Raw genomic sequence first — 25,830 nt, 5'->3', positions numbered from 1 at the left:
CGTATGGCGCGTGCGCGGTGCTCCGCGCACATCGGATTCCGGCCCGGCGCAGGGAGATGACATCGTGTTCCACCAAGGAAGCGGGACCACGACCGACGTACTCGACCCGGAGGCGGCGGCCGCCACCGGTCAGACCGAGCAAGGACTCCTCTACCAGCGCTGCCGCTGGTGCGGGACCGCCACGTTCCACCGGCTGCTCTGCCCCGTCTGCGCGGGAAGCGATCTGCGAACGGAGCGCAGCGCGGGCCTGGGCGTCATCCGCCACACGACCGTGATCCACCGCAACACACCGGGCGCCCGCAATGTGTCGCTCGTCGAGATGGCCGAGGGATTCACCCTGCGGGGCCGCGTCTCCGGGCCGCTCATCGCCATTCGCACCGGCGACCGCGTCGAACTCGCCACGGCGTCCGACCCCGTGCGCCGCGAGCCGGTGTTCAGGCTGTGCGAGGAGCCGTTCTCCGCCGGCTGGCACTGAGGCGCCGGGCCGCTCCGCGGGGGACACTGGCAGGTACAGGTGCCCGCGAAGACCGTGGAGGAGCCCATGCGCGCCAAGGACGTTCTCGTCGACTCGCTCGGTCGTGTCCGTGAGGAGGTCCACGCCGTCGTGGAGGGCCTGCCGCCCGGCGATCTCAACGCCCGCCTCGACGACCGGTCGAACTCGATCAGCTGGCTCGTCTGGCACCTCACGCGGATCCAGGACGATCACGTGGCCGGCGCGTTCGGGCTCGATCAGCTCTGGACGTCGGAGGGTTGGGCCGACCGCTTCGCCCTGGACCTCGCCGTCGAGGACACGGGGTACGCGCACACTCCCCGACAGGTCGCCGAGGTCCGGGTGGACGGGGGCGACCTGCTGCTCGACCACTACGACGCCGTGCACGAGCGGTCGCTGACCTGCCTGCACGGCCTGCGCGCCGAAGATCTGGACCGCGTCGTCGACGAGAACTGGTCCCCTCCGGTGACCCTCGGCGTGCGCCTGGTCAGCGTGGTCTCGGACAGCCTCCAGCACGTGGGCCAGGCGGCGTTCGTTCGAGGGGTCCTGTCGCGCCGCTGAGCGCCTCGGGCCGGCGCCCGGCCCGGCACCCGCGGGTGTGATCTGCGACGCGGAGGCAACCCGGCGGCCGGCTCCCACGTCTTGGTCCGCAACGAGGTGGCGCGGCGGCGCCGGTGACCCGTACTCCCCGAAGAGCTGTCCAGGCCTGAGGGGCGGGGCACTATACACAGTGCGTATACATGCAATGTATACATGCCGCGTATATACAGGTCCGCCGCGCCCGAACAGCATTCGCGGACCGAAAGGCACCCATGTACGGCAAGGCATTCGCGCCCGAGTACCGGGGCTCGCTCACCGAGCTCTCCGTCAACTCCTCCCTGGTCGACGTCCTGGCCGCCGGAACGGAGCACCTGCGCGCGGCGGAGCGGGCGGGGCGGCGCAAGGAGGCGGCCAGTTCGGGGCTCGCCGTCGCGGAGGCGCATAGGCGGCTCGGGCAGGTGGACGACGCCGACCGGGCGTGGAAGGCGAGTTACCGTGCCGCCCGCGAGGCCGGGGACACCGCTCTGATGGCCTGGGCGCTGTGGAGCGGCGGCACGCTCGCCCGCCAGTGCGGCTCGTTCGCCCTGGCCCGGCGGCTGCTCGGCCACGCGGCCGAACTCGGGGAGCGCGGCGGCGACATCGTCGTACGCGGCTACTCGCTCGCCGGACTGGCGGAGACCGGACGCATCCAGGGCGACTACGCGGCCGTCACGGCCCTCCACGAGCAGCTCCTCGCCGAGGCCCGCGCGCGCGGCGAGGCCCGGCACACGGTGTGGGCCCTGGAGGGCATCGCCCAGATGCACCGCAACTCCGGCTCCCACGACACGGCGTACGCGATGTTCGAGGAGGCCGCCGGGATCGCCGGCCGGGCCGGCGACCGGCGCGGCCACGCCTGGGCGCTGCGCGGGCTCGCCGACATCGTGTCCGAACGCGACGGGGACGCCGAGCGCGCACTCGGGCTGCTCGCCGAGGCGGAGGCCATCTGCCGTGCGATGAGCCTGTCGAGCGCGCTCGCCTACAACCACAAGATGCGCGGCAACGTCCTGTACCGCGCGGGCCGTTACGCCGAGGCCCGCGCGGTCTACGAGCAGTCCCTGGCGGAGTTCCGCGAGATGGGCGAACCGCGCGGCGAGGCGCTGTCCCGGCTCGGGCTCGCGAAGGCACACGCCCGCCTGGGCCGGCCCGTCGACGAGACGGCGGCCGAACTGACCGGTCTCGCGCGGGCATTGGAACGGATCGGGCTGCGGCACGCCCGGCGGATGGTGGCGCGGGCACGGGCGGAACTCGGCATCACCGCGGACGAGGACGGCGCCGGCACTGTCGACGCCTCCGCACCCGTCCGCTCGGACGCGCGCCGCGACGCCGCCGCACGGGCGGACGCGGACGCCTCGCCCCTGGCCGCCGCCCGCACGGAGGCACGGCGATGACCTCGACCCCCACTCCGGCCCCGCCCCTCCCGATCGCGTACGAGACCTCCCCCGACGGCCCCCGACTGCTGTCGGAATGCAGGTCGTCGGTACGGCCGGCGCTGGCCGCGGCGGTCGGCCGGCTGCACCCGTGGGTGGGCGAGATGGCCGCTTACTCCCTCGGCTGGTGCGAGGCGGGCGGCGCCCCCTCCGACACCGGCGGAGGCAAGGGCCTCCGGCAGGCCCTCGCCGTGCTGGGCGCGCGGGCGGCCGGGGCTCCCCGCGGCGCCGGGGTCACCGCCGCGGTCGCGGTGGAACTGGTGCACACCTTCTCCCTGCTCCACGACGACATCATGGACGGCGACGCGACCAGGCGGGGCCGGCCCACGGCGTGGAAGGCGTACGGGACGGGCGCGGCCGTCCTCGCGGGCGACGCGCTGCTCGCCCTCGCGGTGGAGACCGTGGCCGGCGCACCGGGCCCTCATGTCCCGGCAGCCGTACGCCACTTGTCCGCAGCGCTCCACGACCTGGTCCTCGGCCAGGCGGACGACCTGCTCTTCGAGACCCGCCCCTGGACGGGCCCGGACGCCGTCGGTCCGGGCGAGTACCGCACGATGGCCGAGCGGAAGACCGGCGCCCTGCTGGGCTGCGCCACCTCCCTGGGAGCCGTGCTCGCCGGGGCTCCGGCGACGACCGTCGCCTCGCTGGACCGGGCCGGCCGGCATCTCGGTGTGGCCTTCCAGGTGGCCGACGACGTCCTCGGCGTCTGGGGCGACCCTGCCGTCACGGGCAAGCCGGTCCACTCGGACCTGCGCAGGCGCAAGAAGACGTTCCCCGTCCTGTCGGCCCTCGGCACCTCCGCCGGCGCGTCGCTCGGCCGCCTCCTGTCGGGCGCCGAGGACCTCGACGAGGCGGGCGCGCGGCGAGCCGCCACCGCCGTCGAGGAGGCGGGCGGGCGGGCGGCCGCGCTGGCGGAGGCCCGTAGGCATCTGGCCGTCGTCGACGCATGTCTCGAGGAAGCCGCTCCTGCACCGCGGACGGCCGCCGACCTGCGTGCGCTGCTGTCGTTCCTGGTGCACCGCGACCGGTGACCGGCCCTCGCGCCCCACACGCCCCTTGACGACATAGAAAGCCCTTGCCACACTCCGGCCCGCGGTTGGAAAACGCTTGCTGCCACGCGATCGCGCGAGCGACGGACCCCACACAGGAGAAGAGATGGGACGCAGAGCCGCACCCGAACCTGATCGACACGGCGCGACCACTTCGGAGGAGGCCACGAGCACCGACAACGCGGTGAGCAGGTCGAGCACGGTGCGCTCGGGGAGCACCGGGCTCGAAGGGGCCGCGCGGTCCGCGGAGCCGGCGAGGGCCGCAGGAACCGGGGGCGACCCGGAAGCGGCAAGGGCCCGGGGCGCCTCCGGGCCGCCGGGTGCTTCGGAGCCGTTACCGGCCCCGGGGCTGCCACGGGCGTTCGGGCCGTCGGGGGTCTCGGGCGCCCTGAGGGCCGGGCTCGCTTCCCTGGTCTCCCCCACGACCGTACGGGCCCGTGGCGGGCGGGCCGTCGCCGGCGCCGCGTGCGCCGTCGCCCTGCTCACCGGGGCGGCCGTGCTCACCGCACCCGCGAACACGGTGGCGCAGCGGACGGCGGCCTGCGGCGAGGGCACGTACCAGGCCGAGGCCACGCTCAGCGGCGGAACCTGGACCGCACGCAGGGGCAGCGTCGTCGTCCACACCGGCACCGACATGCGGGCCGCGATGCAGGCGGCGATCGGCAGCCTCACCTCGGGCCGCACGTCCAAGGAACGGGTCGTCGTGCGGGGCTCCGGCACGATCGGCGCCGGGGCCCGTGTCTCCCTGCCGAGCCACACCGTGCTCGACGTGTGCGGCACGATCAACGTGACCGGCTCCGGGAGCGGCGACCAGGCCCCGGTCTACGCACGCGGCGTACGCGACATCGAGGTCCAGCACCTCAACGTGACCGGCGCCCCGCTCTACGGGATCTTCATGCGCAACGTCACCGACGTCGTGCTCGGCCAGATCGACATGCGCCTGTCGGCGGGGCTCGGCGTACGCATCGACAACCGCGGCGACACCAGCCAGTGGACACGGAACGTCCGCATCGACTCCGTGTACGTGTCCGGGGCGAGCAGCCACGCGGTGGAGACGTACGGCGTCGACGGCCTCACCGTCGGCACGGTCACGGCACGCAACGTGGGCGAGTCCGGGCTCCTGCTCAACCAGACGGTCAACGCCACGGTGACCAAGGTCGACGCGGACGGTGCGGGGACGGGCACGGGGTACGCGGCGTTCCGCATGGCCAACCGCAACGGCCGGATCGGCAGCGGCTACCCGACGAACATCCGGGTGGGCGAGGTCGTCGCACGCGGCGGCGGCCGGGGTGTCTTCTGCGTCTCCGAGAGCGGCGGCGCGACCATCGACCGGGTCACGCTCACCAACACCGGCAACAACGCGGTCCTGATCGAGAACTGCTCCAACGTGAACCTCGCCGCGCAGGGCGGGAGCGTCACCGGCGGCGGCGAGATCCGCCTGGCCGCCCGTTCGGAGTTCCCCAACAACTCCGACATCCTCATCCAGAACCTGACGGTGACCAACTCCGCGATCAGGGAGAGCCCTTGCGGAACCAATACGACGTTCCGCAACAACACGCTCGTCAACAGCAGCCAGAGCATCTGCTAGACCGCGGCTGACCGTGCCGCCGCACATCCAAGTCGCCCGGGCGGACCTGGGCGGTCGAACGACGAAGGCGTGCGCCGCCCCCGGTGGAACGGGGGCGGCGCACGCCGAAGGTCTCCGACGCGCGGAGGGCTCAGTAGCCGACAGCGGGCAGCAGGCCGGCGACCGGAGCGGCGAGGTCCGTCACCTGGTGCAACTGCTGCAGCTGCTGGAGGTCGTTCAGCTTGTTCACTCCGGCGAGCTGGTCGGAGACCTTGGGGATCTGGCCCCTGTGCTCCACCGGGATGTCGCTCACGGCGAGCGAGTCCAGTTCCGCGATGGGGTTGAGCTTTCCCGTCTCCGGGGTGGTGGCACCGGCGGAGGGGACCGCGAGGCCCGCGACGCCGACGGCGAGACCAACGGCGGCGACCATACGTCGTGTTGAGATCATGCTTTCAGCAACGCGGCCGGGCCGCTCGTGGACACGGCCCCGTCCCTCCGCTCACCCGTGAGGCGCATCGGACCGTCTGCGCTTGCCGTGTCCCGCGGGCCGGAGGACGCTCGAAGGGAGAGGACCGCGCCGGCCCGCTGCGCACCGGCGGGCCGCGGCCTTCGCCAGTGGTCCACAAGGAGGTCCATCATGGGCACCGCGGCAGGCCCCGCCTTCGACACCGAAACGCTGCGCCGGGGCATCGAAGGCCAGGACGCGTCAGCACTCCTGTCGTTGTACGCCGACGACGCGGAGATGCGCGTCGTCGACCGCAACACCCAGCCCAGCCATCCGATGGTCATGCACGGCCGCGAGCAGATCCGCACGATGCTCGACGACGTCTACAGCCGGGACATGACCCACAAGCTGGAGAACTGCGTCGTCCAGGGCGACCAGGTGGCGTTCACGGAGTCCTGCCAGTACTCCGACGGCGTCAAGGTGCTCGCCAACTCGATGATGTCGCTGCGTGACGGCAAGATCGTCGACCAGACAGTGCTGCAGGCATGGGACGAAGAGGCGTAGGCGGGCGGATACCGAGAATCCAGGTCACCTCGCGGCTGTCCTGGAGCTTCTCGGTGGGGACGCGTCCCGCCCGGCCCGCGCGGCCCCGACCGGTTGCCTCGGCGGGTCGCCGGGCGTCCGTCTCCCTGCTTCGGTCGGCGCTGAGAGCGGCGCGCTCGCACCGCGCCGCTCGGACACCGCATGCCGTTCGAAGGCGTCGCCTCCCCCCGGCGTGAGCCGCACTCGCACGTGGTCCCGGCGGCGGTCGGCCGCGTCATGGTCCGGGCGATCAGCCCGGCGTCCTCCGGCGGGTCGAGGCGTCGGCGCCTGATCGCGGGCGCCGTCCACGCCTGGGGCCCGCGCCGCGTCCTCCTCCAGGATCGAGCGTCCCGACGCACACGCCCCGGGACGCCGCGCGGAGCTGCTGTCGGACCCCCAGCTCAGGCCGGCTCCGCCTCCGCGAGGACAGTCGCCCGGAACGATGCCACGACGGGGCGCAGGTCGACGCGGTGCCAGGCGGCCCACAGCCGCACGGACTCCTCGTACCAGGGGAGTTCGCGGACCACCGTGCCCTCGGTGGCGCCGCGGACCATGCTCCGCTGGACGAGCGCCAGGCCGAGGCCCGAGGCGACCAGTCCCAGCGCCGTGAGCGGGTCGGAGGCGTCGAGCCGGATGTCCGGGGTGAACCCGGACGCGACGCAGGAGGCGACGAACCGGTCGCGCCAGCCGGGGTCCTGCGGGTCGCCGACGGCGATCCACGGCTGTCCGTCGAGCGCCTCCGCGGGCACCTCCGACCGGTCGGCCAGGGGGTGGCTCTCGGGCACAGCGAGCAGCAGGGGGTCCCGCAGGAGCGGTGCAGCGTCGAGGTCGGGATCGCCCGCGGGTGGCGGCGTGCGGACGAGGGCGATGTCCAGGCTGCGCTGGCGCAGGCCCTCGAACTGCGCGTCGGAGGGCTGGTCGTAGAGCGCGACGTGGATGTCGGGGCTCTCCTCGCGCAGGGCGCGCAGGGCGGCGGGCAGGATCCCGGTGTGCATGGCGTCGGCCATGTACCCGATACAGAGGCCGCCCTCCTCGCCCCGGCCGAGTCGCCGGCCGAGGTTCGCCAGCCGGTCAGCGTGGCGCAGCAGGGCCCTGGTCTCCGTCAGGAAGACGCGGCCGTCGGCGGTGAGCCGGATGCGCTGCTGGCTGCGCTCGAAGAGCGTCAGGCCGAGGCTCTTCTCCAGCTGCGCGATCTGCCTGCTGAGGGGCGACTGGGAGATACGGAGGCGCTCGGCGGCCCTTCCGACGTGCTCCGTCTCGGCGACGGCCTCGAAGTAGCGGAGTTGTCGCAGGTCAAGCATGTCGGACCTCGGAAGACTCAAGTGAGTCGAAGTAAGTCTTGGACAGTCTCATGTGGAGATCCTAGCCTCGATCCCACGAGGCCGACGGACCAGCCGTACGGACGGATCTCCCGTCCGGGCAGGTCCGGCGTACGGGCGGACCACCCGCTCGGGCAGGTCCGCCCGTACGCCGGAGCATCCGCCCGTACGGACGGTTCACGCGTCGGCTCGTGCCACCGACCCACCACTTCGCTTCGCAAGGAACCCGCCATGACCATCAAGCCCCTTCTCCCCGGCGCCCTCGGCTTCGGCACCGCCCCCCTCGGCAACATGTTCCGCGCCATCCCCGACGAGGAGGCGGCGGCCACCGTCGAAGCCGCGTGGGACCAGGGCATCCGCTACTTCGACACGGCGCCCTTCTACGGAGCGGGCCTCTCCGAGATCCGGCTCGGCGAGGTACTGGCCGGCCACCCGCGCGACGAGTTCGTCCTCAGCACGAAGGTCGGCCGAGTCGTCCTCGACGAGATCGAGGACCCCGCCGCCCGCGACCTCGGCGAGAAGGGCGGGCTGTTCGAGCACGGCCGCCCGAACAGGATGATCAACGACTACACCGCCGACGCCACGCTGCGATCCATCGAGGACAGCCTCAAGCGCCTCGGGACGGACCGGCTCGACATCGTCTGGGTGCACGACGTGGCACAGGACTTCTACGGCGACGAGTGGCTGGCGGCGTACGAGAGTGCCCGCACCGGCGCCTTCCGCGTCCTCCAGAAGCTGCGCGAGGAGGGTGTCATCAAGGCCTGGGGCCTGGGCGTCAACCGCGTGGAGCCGCTGGAGCTGACCCTCGACCTCGACGAGCCGAAGCCCGACGCCTTCCTCCTCGCGGGGCGCTACACGCTCCTCGACCACGGCAGGGCGCTGGAGCGGCTGCTGCCGAGCGCCGCCGCGCAGGGCGTGGACATCGTCGTCGGCGGCCCGTACAGCTCGGGAATCCTCGCGGGCGGCACGCACTTCGAGTACCAGAAGGCGCCCGCGGCCGTCGTCGGGACCGTGGAGCGCATCAAGGCGGTCGCGGGCCGGCACGGGGTCGGCGTGAAGGCAGCCGCGCTCCAGTTCGCGCTCGCCCATCCGGCCACGGTCGCGGCCATCCCGGGAGCCACCAGGCCGAGCCGCATCGCCGAGGACGTCGCGGCCCTGCACGAGACGATTCCCGCCGCCTTCTGGACCGACCTGCGCGAGGAGGGGCTCGTCTCCGAGGCGGCGCCCGTGCCCGCTCCCTCCGCCTGACCCCACCGGGCGCTTCCCCGCCCCCGCACCCCCGAAAGCCCCCTCCGGGCCATCCCCCACACACAACGTCCAGGAGGACACCCGTGACCAGCACCACCGCGTCCATCGACATCGCCGTGCCGGCCGACCGCGTCTGGCGGCTCATCGGCGGCTTCGACTCGCTTCCCGACTGGCTGCCCTACATCCCGACCAGCGAGCTGAGCGAGGGAGGGCGAGTACGCACCCTCACCAGTGAGGACGGCGGAGCGATCGTGGAACGCCTGGTGGCGTTCGACGACGCTGCGCGCACCTACAGCTACTCGATCCTGCGGGCCCCGTTCCCCGTCACCGGCTACCTGTCCACGCTCACCGTGCACGCCCTGCCCGGCGAGGACGCCTCCCGCGTCCAGTGGTCGGGGACGTTCACGCCGCACGGCGTCACCGACGAGGAGGCCGAGGCCCTCTTCCACGGCATCTACAGCGACGGCCTGGCCGCGCTGCGCCGGACCCTCGGGGCCGGGGCCGTCTGACCGCGTGTCCGGGGCGTCCGGCTCCGGGTCGGGGCGGCCGGACCGGGTCCGGCTCCGAACCGGGTCGGGGCGGCGGGCGTCCGCCGCGTCGGCCGTGGGCGTCCGTCCCGGCGCCGGGCGGAGGCCTCCGCCCGTCAGCCCGAGGCGTCCGTCCCCGAGCCGGCCCGAGCGCCGTCGGACAGGGGCGCGCCGTACCAGCGCCATTCCGTCCTGCGCGGCCGCCCCGGGATGTCCCCGCGCCCGGTGGCCCACAGCAGGGTGGGCCACGGGTCCGTGTCCGCCGGTACGTCGGGGAAGAGCCGCGCCAGCACCCGGGCGCACAGGTCCGCGTCCGGCGCCCAGTCGATCCCGAGGCCCTGGGCGACGTCGTACGTATGGACCAGCGTCTCCACCACGCCCATCGCGGCGAACCCCTCAGGGTCCGCCACTCCGAAGACGTGGTGCGAGCGCACCGTCGACGGTGTGGTGCGCACGACGGCCGTCAGCAGCGCGCCGCACGCCTCCAGCACCATCAGGAGGCCGGCGGGGCCGCCCTCGCGGTCGGCGAAGACGACGTTCGCCGGACCGCCCGGCCTCCGCCGGCTCCAGGCGAACGGCACATGCGTGTCCGACGGAGGTGCCTGCGGGCCCAGTTGGGCGGCGTAGGAGAACAGGTCGTCGGCGAGGTGCTCGACGGTCTCCCAGCAGTCCCACTCCAGGGAGCCGGCCCCGGCCCCCCAGTCGGCGCCCCGGGCCGAGCGCAGCGCCGCCACCGCCAGCCTGACGGTGTGCTCGACGTCGGTCGCCGTGACGGGTTCGCGGGCTTCGTGTGGTCCGGGCATGGCTGGACCGTATCAATGATGATCACTGGTCGGCCCGGGTATTTCGGGCCGGGACGGGCATCGCGGGCCGGGTCCGGGGGCCGACATCGCACGCCGGGTCGGGAGGGGGCATCGCGGGTGGGGTACGGCGGCGGCCGACTCCGGACCGGGTCGGAGCGCGGCCGGCCGCGCCCGGACCCGGTCACCCGTGCTGCCCCGGCCGTCCTGCCCGGCCGCGGGCCCTGGTCGTCGTGGGCCGGCGGGCGGGCCGACTCGCCCACTACTGGGGACCGTTGACGAGACCGCGGTCCCCCGAGGCGTCCGCCAGGGCGATGCGGGCGGTGATGCGCTTGCCCACGGGCTCGCGCCGCGCCTCGAATTCCTCGGCCACCGCCATCACGATCTCGAGCCCGTGCTGGCCCACCCGGCCCGCGTCGGCGGCGCGGGCGACCGGCAGCACCGGATCGGAGTCCCACACCACCACCACGACCGTGCCGTCGGCGATGCGCAGGTCCATGAGTACGGGACCGGGCGCGTACTTCAGGGCATTGGTGACCAGCTCGCTGACCACCAGCTGCGTGAGGTCCATGGCACGGGCGGACACGGCCGTCCCGGCCTCGGACTCCACGCGGGCCAGGAACTCGGCCGCCAGGTGACGGGCTTCGGCGATGCACGAGCCGTTCCCGTCCAGCGCCACGGTCGCCCGCGGCACCCGGGCGTGCGGAGCCCCGCCGTCCTCACCCCACGGGCCCGGTTCCCCAAATATCGCTTTCACCGCCCTGTTCGCCATGCGCGCTTACCCCTGTTCCGGCCACTCATTCCCCCCACCTTCTGTTGTCTCGGCCACTCAAAGGCATCACCCCTACGATGCGGGGGCAGCACTCCTGGCGAAGACCCCGCTGAGCGAGTGCGCTTCCCACGGATGAGGAGAAAATGGCGGACACCAGTCAGGCCGAGCAGCCCCGAGGACTCTCGGTCGGGTCCGAAGCCGCCGACGGCGTTCTCGTCGTCACCCTCACGGGAGAGATCGACCATCACACCGGCGGCCTGCTCGCCCAGGCGCTGGAGGTCCCCGACGGCACGCCCGCGCGGATCGTCGTCGACCTGGGCCGGGTCACCTTCATGGACTCCACCGGCGTCAACATCCTCGTCTCCGCGCACCGCACGCTCACCGGGTCGGGCGGCTGGCTCCGCCTGGCCGCGCCCACTCCGCCCGTGCTGCGCACGATCCAACTCGTCGGAATCGACACCGTCATCGACTGCCATCCCACTCTGGGTCAGGCCCTCGCACCCTGAGACGTCACGAGATCCCCCGCGCCCCCGGCCGTGATGGGCCGGGGGCGCGGGGAGTCGCCGCTCGCGGCGGAGTCGCCGCTCGCGGCGGAGTCGCTACTCGCGGCCGGTTGCCGCGCGACGCCGACGCGGGGCCGTCCGAGCGCGGGTCGACCACGTGCGGGTCGGCCGCGTGCGGCCCGCCGGTTCACCCGCGGGCGAACTCCAGAAGGTCCGCGTTGAACCGCTCCGCGAACCTGGGCACCATCGCGAGGCCGTGCGGGGCGCCCGGGTAGACCTTGTAGACCACGTTCTCGACCAGCTTCGACGACTTGTCGCCCGCGGCGACGATGGGGACGATCTGGTCGTCGTCGCCGTGCACGATCAGCGTCGGGACGTCGATCTTCTTGAGGTCCTCGGTCAGGTCGGTCTCGGAGAACGCCTTGACGCAGTCGTAGGCACCCTTGATGCCCACCGTCATGCTCCAGAGCCAGAACTCGTCCCGCGTCCCCTGTGTGACGGTCGACCCGTCACGGTTGGCGCCGTAGAACGGGGCGCTGAGGTCCTTGTAGAACTGGGACCGGTCCGACGCGACACCTTCGCGGATCTCGTCGAACACGTCGATCGGCAGGCCCTCCGGATTGGCCTCCGTCTTCAGCATCAGGGGCGGAATGGCCCCCACCAGAACCGCCTTGGCGACGCGGCCCGTACCGTGCCGGCCCATGTAGCGGGTGACTTCGCCGCCGCCCGTCGAGTGCCCGACCAGGATGGCGTCCCGGAGGTCGAGGCTCTCGATGACCGCGGCCAGGTCGTCGGCGTACGTGTCGAGGTCGTTCCCGTCCCAGCTCTGGCCGGAGCGCCCGCCGCCGCGCCGGTCGTGGGCGATGGCCCGGAAGCCGTTGTCCGCCATCAGTTTGAGCTGCGGGTCCCAGGCGTCGGCGGTCAGCGGCCAGCCGTGGGAGAAGACCACGGGCTGTCCCGACCCCCAGTCCTTGAAGAAGATCTGGGTGCCGTCCTTGGCAGCGGCAAAGGGCATGTCATGTCCCTCTCGTACTGTTCCGGAACTCCCCGTGTCCGGTGGAGTTCAGTGCCCGCGGCACGGCCTGCGATGCCGAACCGGGAAGGGGCGCACCAGGCGTGCGGAGACGACGGCAGGGCCGGCAGCGAAGGCCGATCGCACGGGGCACGTCGTCCGGATCACCCTAGTCCAGGGGCCGCGTCCCGGCGCGCCGAGCGGTCTCGGCACCCCCTCCTCGTCCCGTCCCCCGGCATGTCCCCTTCCCGATCGGAGCCGTCGGCTCAGCCCCTGTTCCGATCGCGCCCCGTCCGGGCATTCGGGTAGATTGGTCGCATATCGCCGTCACCGTGCGGTCGCCTGCCGGGCGTGACGCCCGGCCCGCGGTTCGTGCCGCGGAATCCGGTCGCCGCGTTCGGGCGCGTGGTCCCGACTCCCCTGCCACGAGGGCCGGTTGGGAACGGGTCCACCCGCATCCCGCCGAACGGGATGCCGGGACCGGTCCGCCCGCCCCGGGCAGGACAGCCGGGTCGGCGCGTGACCGCATCCGCTGGGCGCCGGGAGACGCGGGGTCGGCGGCGGCAGCCGTACGAGATCGGACGGGCGACCACATGAACACGTTCTCTCCGGGATTCCAGGGGCGCACCCACCGCTTCGAAGGACGGCTGCCCCCGGGCCAGTACCCCACCGAGGACTTCCCCGTCCTCTCCGCCGGGCCCACGCCGAACGTGCCCACCGACAGCTGGACCTTCTCGGTCGTCACGGAGGACGGGACGGCCCGCGACTGGAACTGGGAGCAGATGAAAGCCCTGCCCCAGGAGGAGCCGGAGGTCGACATCCACTGCGTGACCCGCTGGTCGAAGTTCGGGACCCGCTGGCAGGGCGTCCCGTTCGACGCGTTCCTGGACGACGTGGAGACGGCGGCGGACTTCGTCATGGCGGAGAGCTACGGCGGATACACCACCAACCTCCCGCTCGAGGACCTCCAGGACGGCAAGGCCTGGCTCGTCCACACCTACGACGGATACCCGCTGTCGCCCGAACACGGCGGCCCCGCACGCCTGCTCGTACCGCACCTCTACTTCTGGAAGTCCGCGAAGTGGGTGCGGCGGATCCGGATGATGCCCGACGACGACCCGGGGTTCTGGGAGTCGGTGGGGTACCACAACTACGGGGACCCGTGGCGCGAGCAGCGCGGCTGGAGCGACTGACCGTGCCCGGCTCATGGCGTTCCGCGCGCCTCGTCGCACGCCGACCGGAGAACGCGACGGCCCGCACGCTCCTGCTGGAGGCGCCGAGTTGGCCCGGCCACCTGCCGGGCCAGCATGTCGACGTCCGGCTCACCGCCGAGGACGGATACCAGGCGGTCCGCAGCTACTCGCTGGCCGCGCCCGCGGACGGCGGGCGCATCGAGCTGGGCATCGAGCCCGCCCTGGGCGGCGAGGTCTCCCCGTACCTGGCCGACACCCTGCCCGTGGGAGCCGACGTGGAGGTGACGGGACCGCTCGGCGGTTGGTTCGTCTGGCACCCCGAGCGCCGGGGGCCGGTCCTGCTCATGGCGGGCGGCGCGGGCATCGTGCCCGTCATCGCGATGGTCCGCGCGCGGCGGGAGGCCGGCTCCACCGCGCCGTTCCATCTCCTCTACTCGGTCCGCGATCCGGACAGGGTCTGGTACCAGGACGAACTCGCGGCTCCGGACGCCTCGTTGAGAGTGGACACGCTGTACTCGCGGAACGCGCCGCCGCACACGCCCCGGCTCCCCGGCCGCGTCCGGGCCTCCGATCTTCCGCCGCCGCCACCGCCACCGACTTCGCCGCCTTCCGGGACTGCGCCCGCCGCGCCGTCCGACGCGGCGCCCGGGACGGTCCCGTCGTCGGGCCCTCCGTCCTCCTTCCCGTCGCGCGAAGGGAAGGAAGCGGATCTCGGCACCCAGTGCTACGTCTGCGGTCCCACCGGGTTCGTCGAGCACGTCGGCAATCTGCTGGTCACCGCGGGGTATCCGCCGGAACTCATCCGCACCGAGCGCTTCGGCTAGGTGCGGCACCACCATCGCCAGGCAGCCCGGAGGTCTCATGTCCACCCACACTCATCGTGACGGCAACAGTCTCGCCGGGCCGCTGGCGGACGTCCTCGCCCTCGAACCGACCACCGCCTGGCGCCGATGCTCGGCATGCCGACTGGTCACGCCGATGGCCGAGTTGCACGTGTACGGGACGGACCCCGGGCTGACGGGCCGCTGCCCCGGCTGCGACGCCGTCGCCCTGCGGCTCGTACGGCAGCCCGAGCACGTGTGGCTGCAACTGGGCAGCCCTCAGTCGGCGTTCCGCTTCGACCTGCCCCGCTGAGCCCTCCGGAGGTAGGGGGCCGCGCGGTCCCGTCAGCGGCGCGGGAAGGCGGTCATGGCCAGTTCCCACTGTTCCGCCGCGTCGAGCAGGGCGCTCGTGGCGACCCGTACGGTGACGAAGAACTGGTAGATGCCGGTCCTGGTCGTTCCGTCCGTCCCCTCGCCCTCCGCGGGCCCGCCCGCCTCATCCGTCCGGCCGGCCCGTGCCCACGGAGGTGCCGCCTCCAGGGAGAAGTGGACCCGGACCGCCACCCCGTCCTCATGCCGCCCGGCGAGGCTGAAGGCCAGGACCGGTTCCACGAACCACGTGTCCGGGTCCATCCATCCGTCCTCGGGGTCGGGCCCCCGCACGTCGACCGTCCCGTCGGCGGCTCCGCGCAGCCAGTCGGCCACCTGACCGGCCTCGTCGACCATGAGGCAGGGATCGGTGAAGGACCAACTGCCCTCCGGGGTCGTCACCTCGCCCGCGACGACCAGCCAGTTGTCGTCGTACACGCACCCTCGGGTCCCGGCGAACTGATAGCGGACGGGACGGAGTTCGACACGGCTCTCGTGGTCGTTCAGCAGCACGGCCACAGACTCCCACGCCCCTGCCCCGGGACGCACCGCGATATCACGCGCACGGCCCTCCGCCGGACAACAGCCCCCGCACGTACGGCAGTCGGGCGTGTCCGGAGTCGCGCTGCGCACCAGGGCCGGGAACCGGCACCGGACGCGGGTGGGAGCTGGGCGCCGTTCATCCACACCGGCCGCTGAGGGGATTCGGGCGCGGGACGTCCGTAGGGCCCGTTCCGGCGGGGCACGGCCGCCGCCCGGTCGCCGCCGCGCCCGTCGATCCGGCCCGCGTCCTCGGGCGTCCGCGCACAGCCGACTGGGCGGAAGCGTCAGCGAGTTGCCCCGCGGGCAGTCTCGTACGGTGACCGCCTCCGAGCCCGAATCGACAGTGCTGTAGAAGTCTGTCCTGAGCATGATCGTCCGACAAGACGGCCCTCCGACCCGGTCGGCCGGAAGCATCACGCTGCGCGAAGGAGCAGGTAGGGCACGATGATCGACCCCCACGACCGTACGGAGACGGCACGGCAGCCCGCACGCCAAGTGCTGGCCGAGCGCGCCCGCGCCCTCACGGAGGCCCGCTGGTTCGCCGTCACCGTGTTCGTCCTCATCCTCACGAACGCGGCGCTCCTGGGCCTGGAGACGTACACCACCGCGGCCGAGGGCTGGCGCGAGCAGCTGCGCCTCGCCGAACACCTGTGCCTCGCCGCCTTCACGGCCGAGATACTCCTGCGTGCCTGCGCGCACGCGGACCGGCCGCGCGACTTCTTCCGCGACCCCTGGAACCTGTTCGACCTGGCGGTCGTGCTGTCGGCGTTCCTTCCCGTCGTCCGTGAGAACGGCACGGTCCTGCGCCTGCTGCGGCTGGCCCGCGTGCTGCGGACCGCCCGCTTCCTCCCCCAGCTCCGCGTCTTCATGGTCGCCGTGGGCCGCAGCCTTCCCGGCACCTTCAGCTTCCTGGTCGTCGGGGCGCTCCTGCTGTACGTGTACGCCATGGTCGGCTGGGTCTTCTTCGCCGAGGCGGACCCCGAGCACTTCGGCTCGCTCGGCCGCGCCGTGCTCACCCTGTTCCTGCTGATGACCCTGGACGGCCTCGGCGACGCGGTGCGCGCGGGCCTGGAGATCTCCCGCTGGAGCATCGTCTACTACGCCTCGTACGTCCTCTTCGCCTCGTTCGTACTGGTCAACGTGCTGATCGGCGTCGTGATCAGCTCGCTCGACGAGGCGCGCGAACTGGAACGCGAGCAGTCCGCGCAACTGGCCCCGCCGGGTCCGGGGGAACCGTCGGCCGATCCCGGGCAGCAGGACCTGAGGGCCCGGATCGCCGTGGTGAGGCGGTCCCTGGACGACCTGGAGGCGAGTCTCCACGCGGCCGGAACCAGCGCCCCGGGCACCCGCGGGCCGGAGGGAGACCCGGCTGCTCGCCCCCTCGTCTGAGCCCACCCGTCCGGTCGGATTGCGTCCGGTCTCGGCCGGTTTCGTTCGCCCGATTCCGGTCGCCCCGGAGCGCGGGCCGGCCGGACCGGGACGGGGTGCGACGGGGAGATCCGACCGGGGCCGGGCGGGCGGGACCGGGAGCCGTGCGGGGACCGCGCCGGGAGCGGCGGCCCCACGGAACGGCACCGGGCCCGGCGCGATGGCGCCGGGCCCGATGTTCCTTCGAGTAGCGGGGGCAGGATTTGAACCTACGACCTCTGGGTTATGAGCCCAGCGAGCTACCGAGCTGCTCCACCCCGCGTCGGTAGTCCGAACTCTACGCTACGTTCGACCCGTGTCGAACCAGTTTTCCGCCCGGCGCCCCACCGGGCGGGACCGGGCGATGCCGTCAGGGCGGTCCGGATGCGGTCCCGGACGGCCGGATCACGGGTGCCGGGACCCGAAGGACCCTGCGGCCCCCGCGGCACCCGGAGCCGCGGGCCCTCCCGGACGCGGGTCCGGTCGGGGGGTCCTCCGGTTCATTCGAAAGGGCCGGTTTCCTGACGGGCTGGCAGGCGCAAACGCCAACTCCCTAAGATGTAGTTCCCGTTAAGCACGCAGTAGGCGCCGATCGAGCTGGGGGAACCATGCACACCGACAGGCCTCTGTCCAAGAAGATCGACGCCACCGTGCCGACCGCCGCCCGCATGTACGACCACTACCTCGGCGGCAAGGACAACTACGCGGCGGACCGTGCGGCCTGCGAGGAGCTCGACAAGGTCGTCCCGAGCACCCGCCGCCTGGCGCTCAACAACCGGCGCTTCCTCCAGCGGGTCGTCGGGACCCTGGCGACGGACTACGGCATCCGGCAGTTCCTCGACCACGGATCCGGCCTGCCGACACAGAACAACGTGCACCAGGTCGCCCAGGCCATCGACCCCGACTCGCGCGTCATCTACGCCGACAACGACCCCATGGTGCTGGTCCACGGCCGGGCACTGCTCGAACAGAACGAGCGTACGGCGGTCATCCACGCGGATCTGCGGGACACCGACGCGATCTTCTCCCACCCCGACACCGAGCGCCTGATCGACTTCTCGCAGCCGGTCGCCGCCCTCTTCAACTCGGTCTTCCACTGCATCCCCGACAGCGAGACCGACGGCCCGCAGGCCGTGATCCGGCGCGTGTCCGAGCGGCTCGCGCCCGGCAGCTTCATGGTGATCTGCCAACTGGTCAGCGAGGACCCCGAAGTCCGTGAGTTCGTCACCGACTTCATGGACCGGGCGACCCAGGGGCACTGGGGCCGTGTGCGGCAGGAGAAGGACGTCGCGGAGCTGTTCGCCGGTATGGAGATCATCGAGCCGGGACTGGTGGAGGTCTCCACCTGGCGCCCCGACACCGAGGTCCACACCCGCCAACTCACCCAGGAGTGGATCGAGTTCGGCGGTCTCGGCCGGCTTCGCTGAGATCGGTCGCCACTGTCGGGCGCGGGCTCGACAGTGTGCCGTCGGTCCGGGCGGCACCCCGTCCGGGCCCGTCCGTCAGGCGAGCGTCTCCCGAGTCCACCGACCGGGAGATACGGCCTTGCCCCGGCAGGTCGGGACGGTGATGCTGGTCCGATGCCGGGACAGGGGAAGAGGAAGCGCAAGCAGCGGGACGCACGGGCGCGCGCTGCCGCTCGCACCGCTCCGGACAAGGGTTATTGGGCAGTGGTGTTCGAGACTCGCGACGAGTCGGAGTTCCACGCCCGCCTCCGCGACCTGCGCGCCGGGAACGAGCCGTACGACAAGGAGCTTGTCCGGATCGACACGTTCTGCGGACGCCTGTCGCACCCGACCGTCCGCCGGCTGAGCGTGTTCGTTGCGCACCCCGCGGAGATCACGACCGCGTCGCGTGATCACACGGCCGGGTAACGCTGCTCCATCGTGCTCCGCAGGAGTTCCAGGGAGTCACGCGGCTTGAGGGCCTCGTCGGCCAGCCGGTCGAGTGTGTGCCGGTACTCCTCGGTCTCGTCGCGGTCCTCCAGGAAGTGGGCGCTCCTGATGTGCTCCAGGTAGACGATGTCCGGGAGGTCGAGTCCGCCGAAGCGCAGATACGTGATCGGTATGGCGGGCGCCGAGGCGTTGGTGACGTCCAGGGGCACGATCTGGAGGATCACGTGCGGCCGCTCGGCCATGTCGACCAGGTGGGCGAGCTGTTCGCGCATCGCCTCCTTGCTGCCCAGCACCCTCAGCAGGACGGACTCGTCGATGACGGCCCACAGTTGCGGGGAGTCCGCCCGGTTCAGCAACTGGGCTCGGCGCAGCCGTAGTTCAACCCGGCGCTGCACCTCGTTGGACGGCGCGTTCGGCAGGCCGCGCTCCACGACGGCCCTGGTGTAGGCAGCCGTCTGCAGGAGACCCGGCACGTACTGGATCTCGAAGGTCCGGATCGCGGCGGCCGCTTCCTGGAGTCCGACCAGCCGCTCGAACCACTCGGGCATCAGGCGCTTGTCGTAACGCTGCCACCAGCCTGGCTCGTTGGCCCGCTGGAGGAGTTTGAGGAGCACCGAGCCCTCGTACGCGTCGGTGTCGTACAGCTCCAGCAGCGCGCGTACGTCGGTCTCGGTCGGAGGCTTGCGGCCCTTGCCCGACTCGATGCGCGACAGCTTGGCGCCGCTGAACCCGAGCGAGCGCGCGGCCTGGTCCTGGGAGAGGCCGGCGTCCTCGCGGAACCCCGACAGCTGGACGCCGACCAGCATCTTCAGCAGGGTCGGGGCCGGCTCGGACCGCTCCAGATAGGATTCGAGCCGTGCGACGCGAGGCGACTCGGCGACCATCTTCGACTCCCCCGCGGTCCGGCACAAGGACGGCAACAGTATCGCACCGGACAGCGCCGCACCGCATCCCCCCTCTGTGGATGGGGAGTTGGGCCCCACGTCACAGCAGGTGGTCGAACTCACCGTCCTTCGCCCCCGCCAGGAACGCCGCCAGCTCCGCGGACGTGTAGACGAGCGCCGGCCCCTCCGGGTCGCGGGAGTTGCGCACGGCTATGCCGCCGGCGATCCGGGCGACCTCCACACAGTTCCCCTCGGCCGTGCTGTGCCTGCTCTTGATCCAGCTGGCGCGCAGCGAACTGGCCTGGATCCCGTTCTCCACCTGTGGCACCGCGTTCTCCTCACTGTTCCCGTCCTCACCGTGCGCCGCACCGTGAACTCGGTGCCGCGCAGACTCGCGACGCTGTGTCCGCCCTACCCGCTTCAGCCAAACTTCACGCAATTTCCCGTGCAATTGCACGCGGCGGCGTTCAGCGTGGATACTAACTCCAGCGCCGACAACCCCAGCCAGGGCATCGCGTCCTGACGCCACATCAGGGAGATGACGTGTTGTCACCTGCGCGTCCGGAACTCTCCTCGCCGCGGGCAGCGGCACCGCCGAAGGGTGACCGGGACGGCTTCACCGGCATCGCGGCCCGGACCGGCACGGTCCGGTCGCTTCCGGCCTCGTCGCCTCCGGCACGCCGCGATCCGTCCGCACATGATCCGTCCGGTGCGAGCCGGACCGGACGCACGGGAGGGGACGACCACGCGGACCACCGGGGCGGTCCCGCCGTCCAACCGATACGACACGCCGGAAGGGCATCACGCCATGCATAGCGTTCCGCCGGAACAGCCGAGGGCCGGGCACCGAGGGCGTCAGGAGCCCTCGACGGGGATGGCGACGATCACGCCGCTCACCGCGATGGGCCGTGTCTCCTGGAGCGAGATGCGCGACTCCACCGGTTCCGCGACCGCCATCCCGCTGCTTCTGAGCAGCGTGGCCTGGGGCAGCGCGGAGACGGCGGCGACGGCTCTGAAGGACCTGCGTGAACGTATCTGCCAGTACGGCTTCGTCGTGGAGCAGGCGACCGCCGCCACGGTCCCGTTCCTCTGGGAGCTGGCGCAGCTGCCCCAGGTGACCTGCCGTCCGCAGATCCTGCTGCTGCTCAAGAACATCGCCGACACCCGGCAGTGGGAGAGCATCGCGGACGCGTACCCGAAGCTGCTCAACCACCGTGAGAACCCCGCCGCCTGGGAGCGCGCGGCCCGCGAGGCCGTCCACGCCCGCCAGGACGCGATCGACGTCCTGATGTCGGAGGACGACACCGAGATCGCGCACGCCACGACGGAACTCGCGCGCACGCTCGGCAGGCAGCCCTGCTGAACCGGGCCGGAGCCGGCCGCGCGGCCCGTCAGTCGAACTTCCGGGCCGCCTCGCGCCGCCCGCGCTTGCCCAGGGGCGCCTGCGAGAGGTCCTCCGCCGTGGACCGGAGGTTCTTGAAGCCGTACCCGCGCTCCGTCAGCCAGGCCCTGGCCGCCTCCTCGGCGCGCTCGGCGGCGTCGAGGATGTCCTCCTCCGCGTCCCCGGAGTCCAGGAACCGGAAGGTGAAGGCGGGCCGTGCCGCGATGTCGTAGCTGAGGTGCCCCTCGGGCGTGAAGGCGGCGCGCAGGACGTCGTGCTCGGCGGCGTCGGCCAGCAGCGCGGCCCGCTGATCGGCACCGAGGCCGTGGAAGACACCACGGACGGTGATACGGAAGGTACGAGTGCTCATCCGGCGACCATAACCAGCCGGGCGGGCCCGACTCCACCGCGTTTCGAACGCGCCTCACGGCGTCCCCATCGGGCCGCCTCACCGTGTCGCCCCCGGTCGGCGTCGGGAGCCGGCCTGGCTGCCGGACCACCCGGCGCACCCCTGCCGTCCGCCGGCGCGACGCGACGGTCGCCGCGCGGTCCGCGTGGGCGCGGGACGACGGGCGGCCCGGCATCGTCGGCGGTCGGCACCCGGGCCGGTATGCGGGTCAGGGGCGCACGGCGGGCACCGCGCGGGATGCGGCACGCTCGCGGACCACCGCGGCGAACCCCGCCACCAGGCGCCGGGCGGCGCGGGCCGACTCGGGCTCCACGGCCTCGGCGCGGGCCCTGAGCCCCGCCAGGTCGACGCCCTCGTCTGCGAGAGCGGCCTCGTCCCAGCGGCTCAGCCGTTCCGCACCCGCCTCGGGGTGGAACTGGACGCCCCAGGCACGGGCGCCCAGCCGGAACGCCTGGACGGGGCACGCGTCGCTCCCCGCCAGATGGACGGCGCCGGGCGGCAGCGCCGTGATCTGGTCCCGGTGGTTCTGGATCACGGGAAAGCGGCTGGGCAGGTCCCGGAAGAGAGGGTCGGTCGCGGCCTCGGCCCGCAGGTCTACCGTGCAACTGCCCCGCTCGGGCTCTCCGTGGGCACCCCGTACCGAGCCGCCTGCCGCGAGCGCCAGCACCTGCGCGCCCAGGCAGATGCCGAGCAGCGGTACGGCGTCCTCGACGGCCCGCAGAGCCAGGGCCCGCTGGGACGGCAGCCAGGGGGCACTGGTGTCGTCGTCCGGGAGGAGCCCGCCGCCGAGGAGGAGCACCCCGGCGAAGCCGTCCGCGCGGTCCGGCGCGTCGGCTCCCGCGACCTCCAGCACGTCGATGCCCTCGGCCCCGAGCCACGCGGGCAGGCGGCCGGGCCCGCTGCGCGCGGCGTTGCGGACCGCGAGGACACGGTGCCGGGTCCGGGTCCGCGTCCCGGCCGTCACGCCCCCACCGCCTGTTCCGCCGGTGCGGATGCCGGGCCCTCGTGGGACCGGCGGGAGCACGCCGCGAGCGCCGGCGCGGACACGGCCACGGGCCGCCTGGACATGGGCACTTCTCGACTCCAAGGCCTGCCGCGGGGGGCGACCGCGGGCTGCACGGGTACGTACGGAAGGAGCCTACGCCCGGCACCGCCGCGGACACCCGTCCCCCCGTACCGTCCCAAGCGCCCCGACCGTCCCGGCAGCGACCGAACGGGGCTGGAGTCCGGCCGGCGTTCACCACGGTCAAGGGCATGACCGATGCCGAAGCCGCTCGGCCTCACCGCAAGCGTCACCGCGGCCGTGTCCGCCATCCGACGGCTCCACTCCGAAGCGGGCGAAGCCGGTTGCTGCGGGCTCGCGGATCTCCAGCCGATCGATGCCCGAGCCGCCGTGAAGCCTTCCAACGCTGGGAATCCGCTCCAGCAGCGGATTCCCACCGGGTGCTCGTCGATGTGCCCCACCCGGATACGGCCGCCGGACCGGGGAGCGCGTTCGGCAGGCAGCCAGTGGGCGGCGCCGAAGACATCGACGGTACTGGTCAGGACGTGGCGGTCGTGGTGCTCTTGGGTCAGGTGGGCGTAGGGAACGAGGACGGTCTTCTGCACGGCGGGCCCCTGAGGGAGCGGTCGGTCGCGGTCATCGGGCACTGCGGTGCGGCGATCGGCGGCGCGCCATTTCGGATGCGACCGAGCGCTCCAGTTGGCGCCGTTCGCCAACTGGAGCACTCAGTCGCCGCCTGCGCATTTCGCTTCGGCATGACGCGCGACCGCGCCTGATCCGTGGATCCAGGCAGTCGGAGATGAACTCCGGGCCGACTGAGCCGCGCTCTGCGCCCAGTTGGGCACCACGGAGTCCGCGAACCGGCGGCCTTCGCGGAACAGGCCCCAGGGGGCGTAGGGGAAGGGCAGGGCGAAGGTACCGATCGGACAGCGGCTCATGCCAGGGTGACGTCCATGCCACCCTCGGCCAGGGTTTCAAGGACTGCGGTGAACAGGTCGTAGGGCCGGCCGTCCGGAGTAAGGGTGCGGGACAGGTGCTCGCGCGCGGTCGCGGCGTCCCGCCAGAAAAGGGCGCCGGGGGCGGTGTAGCCGAAGTTGCCCCGCAGGCAGTCGGTGACGGCGGAGAGGCAGCCGCCGAAGTAGCCGCCGGGTCCGTTGACCGCCTCGCCGATCGCCAGATGGAGAGCCGGTTCGTCGGTGATGTACCGGCCGTCGAGTTCGTGGACGTGGCCGGCCGGCCGGTCACGGCGGGTTCGCCGAAAGGCCCGGTCTCTCACAAGGTCGTGCCAGGCCCCGCGGCGGCGGGTGTCGAGGTCGGCCCAGGCGTTCACGGCGGTCGGTGGCCCGGCGAGCCACCTCTCCCAGATCGGCCGAGCGTATTCGGGGACCGGTGTGAAGCGGCCTCCGTCGAGCTCAAGGTCGATCAGGTCCGCCCCGTAGGAGGATGGGCGCCAGCCGCTGATCGTGGCCTGCAGCAGCCGATCGGTGAGCGGTTCGCCCCGGCCGTCCCGTATCTCCAGCGCGGCCTCGTCCAGGTCCAGCGCCCGCCGGGTGCCCTCCGCCAAGGCCGCTCTGAGCTGATCACTCTGCGCGAGCCCTCGCAGGACGATGGGTGCAGGCATCCGGTCAGGCGGCAGGATGCGGGTGAATTCCCGGCAGGAGCCCAGCCGGCGATGCCCGTCGTGCACGCGAACGGGGCCTCGGTACCCCTCGGGCGGACCCTCGTGGTCGTCCAGGCCGGTGAGCACCAGACTGTCCGTCCCGGAGGGCTGCCCCAAACTCTCCGCGTCCTCCAGCAGCCAGGCCTCGAACGCCTCTTCCTCAGGCACCAGCCACACCCTGCTGCCGGCCCAGGCGGGCACCCCGGATCCCTCCGGAACCCAGCCGAACAGCTCGTACGTACCGCGCCGGGGCTCTCCGAACAGCCCCTCCACTTCGGCGCAGACGCCCCAGACATGACCGTGCTCCGTCTCGGTCAGCGCGTAGAGCGCGCTTCCGAGTCCCTTCTCGTCCTCTTGCACAACGGAAATGATGCCGGGACCACGTGCGTCTCGTGCCCCATCCGCGTTCCCCCGTCCGGCCGCGCGGCCGACCCGTGCCGCGGGGAGGCCAGGCGTGTGGTCCCGCGGGGACGGCGCGCGCTGCCTACCGTGGCGGGATGCGCAGACCCAGACCGGCCGGCGGTCCCGAACGCCTCACGACGTTCTCCGACGGCGTGTACGCCATCGCGATGACCCTGCTCGTGCTCGACGTCTCGGTCCCCCCGGACCTGGACGACGCGGGGTTCCACACGGCGCTGCGCGGGCTCGTGCCCAATCTGGGCGCGTACGCACTCAGTTTCGTGGTCCTCGTGGGCTTCTGGCGGGACCACCACCGGATCTTCCGCATCGTCCGGCAGATCGACTCGACGGTGGTCACGCTGTGCATGTTCGGCCTGGGGGTCACGGCGCTGCTGCCGTTCCCCACCACGCTGGTCTCCGAGTACGGCCGCGACCCCGCCTCCGTGGCCATCTACTCCGCGGCCGTCGCGGCCCTGAGCACGGCGCACCTGGGACTGCTCGTCGTACTGCGGAGGCGGCCCTGGCTGCGCACCGAGGAACCCATGCCCGAGGGCGTGTGGTTCGCCGCCGACCTGGGCAGCACGGCGGTCGTCTTCCTGCTCAGCGTCCCGGCGGCGCTGGTGTTCGGGCCCGGGGTCATGTGGGCCTGGCTCGGGCTGATCCCGCTGAAGACCTACCTGGGGCGGCGCACCCGGTTCCCCGACACGGACACGTACGCGGGCGCCCCCACCGACCGGGGTTGAAGCGCGGGGCGGCGCGGAACCCGCCCCCGCCCCGGCGACGGCCCCGCGACGGACCGGCAGGCGTACGGCGGCGGCGAACGAGCACCGCCGCCCGCACCCTCGGCCGCCGGGGAACACGCCTCCCCGACGGCGCGAACGGCACCGGCCGGCTCAGGTCAGGAAGCCTCCACGGCCGCCTTGATGCGCTGCCCGAAGGCGGGGGCGTCCTTGCGCGCCGCGCTGCCCGCGATGGGCAGCAGCAGCTTGCCGATGCCGTGGCCCTCCAGGACGTTGTGGATGCGGACGCGCGTGCCGCCGCTCGCGGTGGGCTCCAGGTCGTAGCCGCCCTCGGCGGCGGTGACCAGGTTCTTCGACCGCTCGCTCCAGCGGATGCGGCTGGGCGAGACGAGTTCGGTGATCTCGAACTCGCGCCGGGTGGTCATGCCGGCGTCCTTGACCGTGCTGTTGAAGACGGTGCCGACGGCTGTCGGCCCGTCGGGCTTCTTGTCGATCCGCTGCACACGCGGACTGAACTTCGGGTCGTTCGTGCCGTCCGACAGAAAGGCGAAGACCTCTCCGATCGGACGGTCGATGTCGACTGTCGCCTCGAACTGGCTACCCATGGACTCTCCCGGGGATATCGGTCGGCCGGTGGCAGGAGGCTCGGCGCTGCCGAGACCGCAGTCCACACGTCACAACAGGCGCGTCAACCATACGACGTCCGGGGCCTCCCCGCAGGGCGGAGCGGGCATGTCCTTGTCATTTCTCTGGACAGCCGCCGTACGTCGTGCTGTGATGCCGCAAGCCGAATTTCCAACGTTGTA

The 25,830-nt window shown here is 72.6% G+C and carries 30 protein-coding genes and 1 tRNA gene; 18 read left to right on the top strand and 13 right to left on the bottom strand.

From position 1 onward, the window contains the following. Positions 1-64: 64 nt before the first annotated feature. The 5 genes from IE265_RS12285 to IE265_RS12265 all read left to right on the top strand — a co-directional run bounded on the left by IE265_RS12285 (position 65) and on the right by IE265_RS12265 (position 5,133). Positions 65-475, top strand: a complete 411-nt coding sequence (locus IE265_RS12285) for a Zn-ribbon domain-containing OB-fold protein (RefSeq protein WP_229916140.1) — start codon at positions 65-67, stop codon at positions 473-475. Between the two features lie 66 nt (positions 476-541). Beyond that, positions 542-1,051, top strand: coding sequence for a mycothiol transferase (locus tag IE265_RS12280; protein WP_190035511.1), 510 nt, complete (start codon positions 542-544; stop codon positions 1,049-1,051). 251 nt (positions 1,052-1,302) lie between these two features. Continuing rightward, complete coding sequence (locus tag IE265_RS12275) at positions 1,303-2,457, top strand: tetratricopeptide repeat protein (RefSeq protein ID WP_190035510.1); 1,155 nt, start codon at positions 1,303-1,305, stop codon at positions 2,455-2,457. Continuing rightward, positions 2,454-3,527: a polyprenyl synthetase family protein gene (locus IE265_RS12270; protein ID WP_190035509.1), complete on the top strand. Its 1,074-nt coding sequence runs from the start codon at positions 2,454-2,456 to the stop codon at positions 3,525-3,527. The genes IE265_RS12275 and IE265_RS12270 overlap by 4 nt, the downstream gene beginning before the upstream one ends. Before the next feature lie 427 nt (positions 3,528-3,954). Further along, positions 3,955-5,133 carry a hypothetical protein gene (locus IE265_RS12265; RefSeq protein ID WP_190035689.1) on the top strand — a complete coding sequence of 393 codons (1,179 nt, stop codon included), beginning with the start codon at positions 3,955-3,957 and terminating at the stop codon, positions 5,131-5,133. Between the two features lie 130 nt (positions 5,134-5,263). On the opposite strand, the gene IE265_RS12260 is transcribed toward IE265_RS12265, so the two are convergent. Then, entirely contained in the window at positions 5,264-5,560 is a 297-nt protein-coding gene (locus IE265_RS12260) for a hypothetical protein (protein WP_190035508.1), read from the bottom strand. Between the two features lie 189 nt (positions 5,561-5,749). Between IE265_RS12260 and IE265_RS12255 the strand changes: the two genes are divergently transcribed. Then, on the top strand, positions 5,750-6,121 hold the full coding sequence (locus IE265_RS12255; RefSeq protein ID WP_190035507.1) for a nuclear transport factor 2 family protein: 372 nt from the start codon (positions 5,750-5,752) through the stop codon (positions 6,119-6,121). Between the two features lie 419 nt (positions 6,122-6,540). Here the strand turns inward: IE265_RS12255 and IE265_RS12250 are convergent, their stop codons facing one another. Next, a complete protein-coding gene (locus IE265_RS12250) occupies positions 6,541-7,440 on the bottom strand; it encodes a LysR substrate-binding domain-containing protein (protein WP_190035506.1) in 900 nt (299 codons plus the stop codon). A 249-nt stretch (positions 7,441-7,689) separates the two neighbouring features. On the opposite strand from IE265_RS12250, the gene IE265_RS12245 reads away from it, so the two are divergent. Together IE265_RS12245 and IE265_RS12240 are read left to right on the top strand one after the other, a co-directional pair. Beyond that, positions 7,690-8,706 (top strand): aldo/keto reductase, encoded by a 1,017-nt coding sequence (locus IE265_RS12245; protein WP_190035505.1) that lies wholly within the window; start codon positions 7,690-7,692, stop codon positions 8,704-8,706. Positions 8,707-8,789: 83 nt separating this feature from the next. Beyond that, positions 8,790-9,215, top strand: a complete 426-nt coding sequence (locus IE265_RS12240) for an SRPBCC family protein (protein ID WP_190035504.1) — start codon at positions 8,790-8,792, stop codon at positions 9,213-9,215. Between the two features lie 134 nt (positions 9,216-9,349). On the opposite strand, the gene IE265_RS12235 is transcribed toward IE265_RS12240, so the two are convergent. Continuing rightward, entirely contained in the window at positions 9,350-10,036 is a 687-nt protein-coding gene (locus IE265_RS12235; RefSeq protein ID WP_190035503.1) for a hypothetical protein, read from the bottom strand. A gap of 259 nt (positions 10,037-10,295) precedes the next feature. Continuing rightward, positions 10,296-10,805, bottom strand: coding sequence for an ATP-binding protein (locus tag IE265_RS12230; protein WP_190035502.1), 510 nt, complete (start codon positions 10,803-10,805; stop codon positions 10,296-10,298). Positions 10,806-10,948: 143 nt separating this feature from the next. On the opposite strand from IE265_RS12230, the gene IE265_RS12225 reads away from it, so the two are divergent. Next, the gene (locus tag IE265_RS12225) at positions 10,949-11,311 is read left to right on the top strand and encodes an STAS domain-containing protein (RefSeq protein ID WP_190035501.1); all 363 of its coding nucleotides are present in this window, start codon (positions 10,949-10,951) and stop codon (positions 11,309-11,311) included. A gap of 184 nt (positions 11,312-11,495) precedes the next feature. Here IE265_RS12225 and IE265_RS12220 read toward each other — a convergent pair whose 3' ends face one another. Continuing rightward, positions 11,496-12,323: an alpha/beta fold hydrolase gene (locus IE265_RS12220; protein WP_190035500.1), complete on the bottom strand. Its 828-nt coding sequence runs from the start codon at positions 12,321-12,323 to the stop codon at positions 11,496-11,498. Between the two features lie 590 nt (positions 12,324-12,913). Here IE265_RS12220 and IE265_RS12215 point away from each other — a divergent pair. From IE265_RS12215 to IE265_RS12205, 3 genes are read left to right on the top strand one after another with little or no spacing between them, the layout of a single operon-like run. After that, positions 12,914-13,513 (top strand): molybdopterin-dependent oxidoreductase, encoded by a 600-nt coding sequence (locus IE265_RS12215; RefSeq protein ID WP_190035499.1) that lies wholly within the window; start codon positions 12,914-12,916, stop codon positions 13,511-13,513. Further along, positions 13,510-14,337, top strand: a complete 828-nt coding sequence (locus IE265_RS12210) for an FAD-binding oxidoreductase (RefSeq protein WP_444545245.1) — start codon at positions 13,510-13,512, stop codon at positions 14,335-14,337. Before IE265_RS12215 ends, IE265_RS12210 begins: the two co-directional genes overlap by 4 nt. A gap of 37 nt (positions 14,338-14,374) precedes the next feature. Then, positions 14,375-14,647: a DUF6510 family protein gene (locus tag IE265_RS12205; RefSeq protein ID WP_190035498.1), complete on the top strand. Its 273-nt coding sequence runs from the start codon at positions 14,375-14,377 to the stop codon at positions 14,645-14,647. A gap of 32 nt (positions 14,648-14,679) precedes the next feature. Here the strand turns inward: IE265_RS12205 and IE265_RS12200 are convergent, their stop codons facing one another. Further along, positions 14,680-15,216, bottom strand: a complete 537-nt coding sequence (locus IE265_RS12200; protein WP_190035497.1) for a WapI family immunity protein — start codon at positions 15,214-15,216, stop codon at positions 14,680-14,682. A gap of 474 nt (positions 15,217-15,690) precedes the next feature. Here IE265_RS12200 and IE265_RS12195 point away from each other — a divergent pair, with 474 nt between their 5' ends. Beyond that, the gene (locus tag IE265_RS12195) at positions 15,691-16,635 is read left to right on the top strand and encodes an ion transporter (RefSeq protein WP_190035496.1); all 945 of its coding nucleotides are present in this window, start codon (positions 15,691-15,693) and stop codon (positions 16,633-16,635) included. A gap of 227 nt (positions 16,636-16,862) precedes the next feature. On the opposite strand, the gene IE265_RS12190 is transcribed toward IE265_RS12195, so the two are convergent. Continuing rightward, a tRNA-Met gene (locus IE265_RS12190) sits at positions 16,863-16,936 on the bottom strand. A gap of 325 nt (positions 16,937-17,261) precedes the next feature. Between IE265_RS12190 and IE265_RS12185 the strand changes: the two genes are divergently transcribed. Then, positions 17,262-18,080: an SAM-dependent methyltransferase gene (locus tag IE265_RS12185; RefSeq protein ID WP_190035495.1), complete on the top strand. Its 819-nt coding sequence runs from the start codon at positions 17,262-17,264 to the stop codon at positions 18,078-18,080. Between the two features lie 243 nt (positions 18,081-18,323). Beyond that, entirely contained in the window at positions 18,324-18,527 is a 204-nt protein-coding gene (locus tag IE265_RS12180) for a hypothetical protein (protein WP_229916139.1), read from the top strand. Here the strand turns inward: IE265_RS12180 and IE265_RS12175 are convergent. Together IE265_RS12175 and IE265_RS12170 are read right to left on the bottom strand one after the other, a co-directional pair. Then, positions 18,512-19,432, bottom strand: coding sequence for a helix-turn-helix domain-containing protein (locus IE265_RS12175; RefSeq protein WP_190035493.1), 921 nt, complete (start codon positions 19,430-19,432; stop codon positions 18,512-18,514). The genes IE265_RS12180 and IE265_RS12175 overlap by 16 nt on opposite strands. Before the next feature lie 100 nt (positions 19,433-19,532). Continuing rightward, positions 19,533-19,760, bottom strand: coding sequence for a DUF397 domain-containing protein (locus IE265_RS12170; RefSeq protein WP_190035492.1), 228 nt, complete (start codon positions 19,758-19,760; stop codon positions 19,533-19,535). Between the two features lie 480 nt (positions 19,761-20,240). On the opposite strand from IE265_RS12170, the gene IE265_RS12165 reads away from it, so the two are divergent. Further along, on the top strand, positions 20,241-20,795 hold the full coding sequence (locus tag IE265_RS12165) for a hypothetical protein (protein WP_190035491.1): 555 nt from the start codon (positions 20,241-20,243) through the stop codon (positions 20,793-20,795). 28 nt (positions 20,796-20,823) lie between these two features. Here the strand turns inward: IE265_RS12165 and IE265_RS12160 are convergent, their stop codons facing one another. Beyond that, the gene (locus IE265_RS12160) at positions 20,824-21,183 is read right to left on the bottom strand and encodes a DUF6204 family protein (protein WP_190035490.1); all 360 of its coding nucleotides are present in this window, start codon (positions 21,181-21,183) and stop codon (positions 20,824-20,826) included. Positions 21,184-21,430: 247 nt separating this feature from the next. Then, on the bottom strand, positions 21,431-22,186 hold the full coding sequence (locus IE265_RS12155; protein ID WP_190035489.1) for a type 1 glutamine amidotransferase: 756 nt from the start codon (positions 22,184-22,186) through the stop codon (positions 21,431-21,433). A gap of 479 nt (positions 22,187-22,665) precedes the next feature. Between IE265_RS12155 and IE265_RS12150 the strand changes: the two genes are divergently transcribed. Continuing rightward, positions 22,666-23,001, top strand: a complete 336-nt coding sequence (locus tag IE265_RS12150; protein ID WP_190035488.1) for a hypothetical protein — start codon at positions 22,666-22,668, stop codon at positions 22,999-23,001. Positions 23,002-23,159: 158 nt separating this feature from the next. Here the strand turns inward: IE265_RS12150 and IE265_RS12145 are convergent, their stop codons facing one another. Next, the gene (locus IE265_RS12145) at positions 23,160-24,245 is read right to left on the bottom strand and encodes a barstar family protein (protein ID WP_229916138.1); all 1,086 of its coding nucleotides are present in this window, start codon (positions 24,243-24,245) and stop codon (positions 23,160-23,162) included. Positions 24,246-24,382: 137 nt separating this feature from the next. On the opposite strand from IE265_RS12145, the gene IE265_RS12140 reads away from it, so the two are divergent. Continuing rightward, the gene (locus IE265_RS12140) at positions 24,383-25,027 is read left to right on the top strand and encodes a TMEM175 family protein (protein WP_190035487.1); all 645 of its coding nucleotides are present in this window, start codon (positions 24,383-24,385) and stop codon (positions 25,025-25,027) included. A gap of 155 nt (positions 25,028-25,182) precedes the next feature. Here the strand turns inward: IE265_RS12140 and IE265_RS12135 are convergent, their stop codons facing one another. Beyond that, complete coding sequence (locus IE265_RS12135) at positions 25,183-25,629, bottom strand: SRPBCC family protein (RefSeq protein WP_190035486.1); 447 nt, start codon at positions 25,627-25,629, stop codon at positions 25,183-25,185. Positions 25,630-25,830 lie beyond the last annotated feature (201 nt).

Source organism: Streptomyces fructofermentans (genome assembly GCF_014651055.1).
Classification (GTDB): Bacteria; Actinomycetota; Actinomycetes; order Streptomycetales; family Streptomycetaceae; genus Streptomyces; species Streptomyces fructofermentans.
The sequence above is the reverse complement of the archived record's forward strand: the minus strand, read 5'-3'. Positions and strand labels throughout refer to the sequence as shown.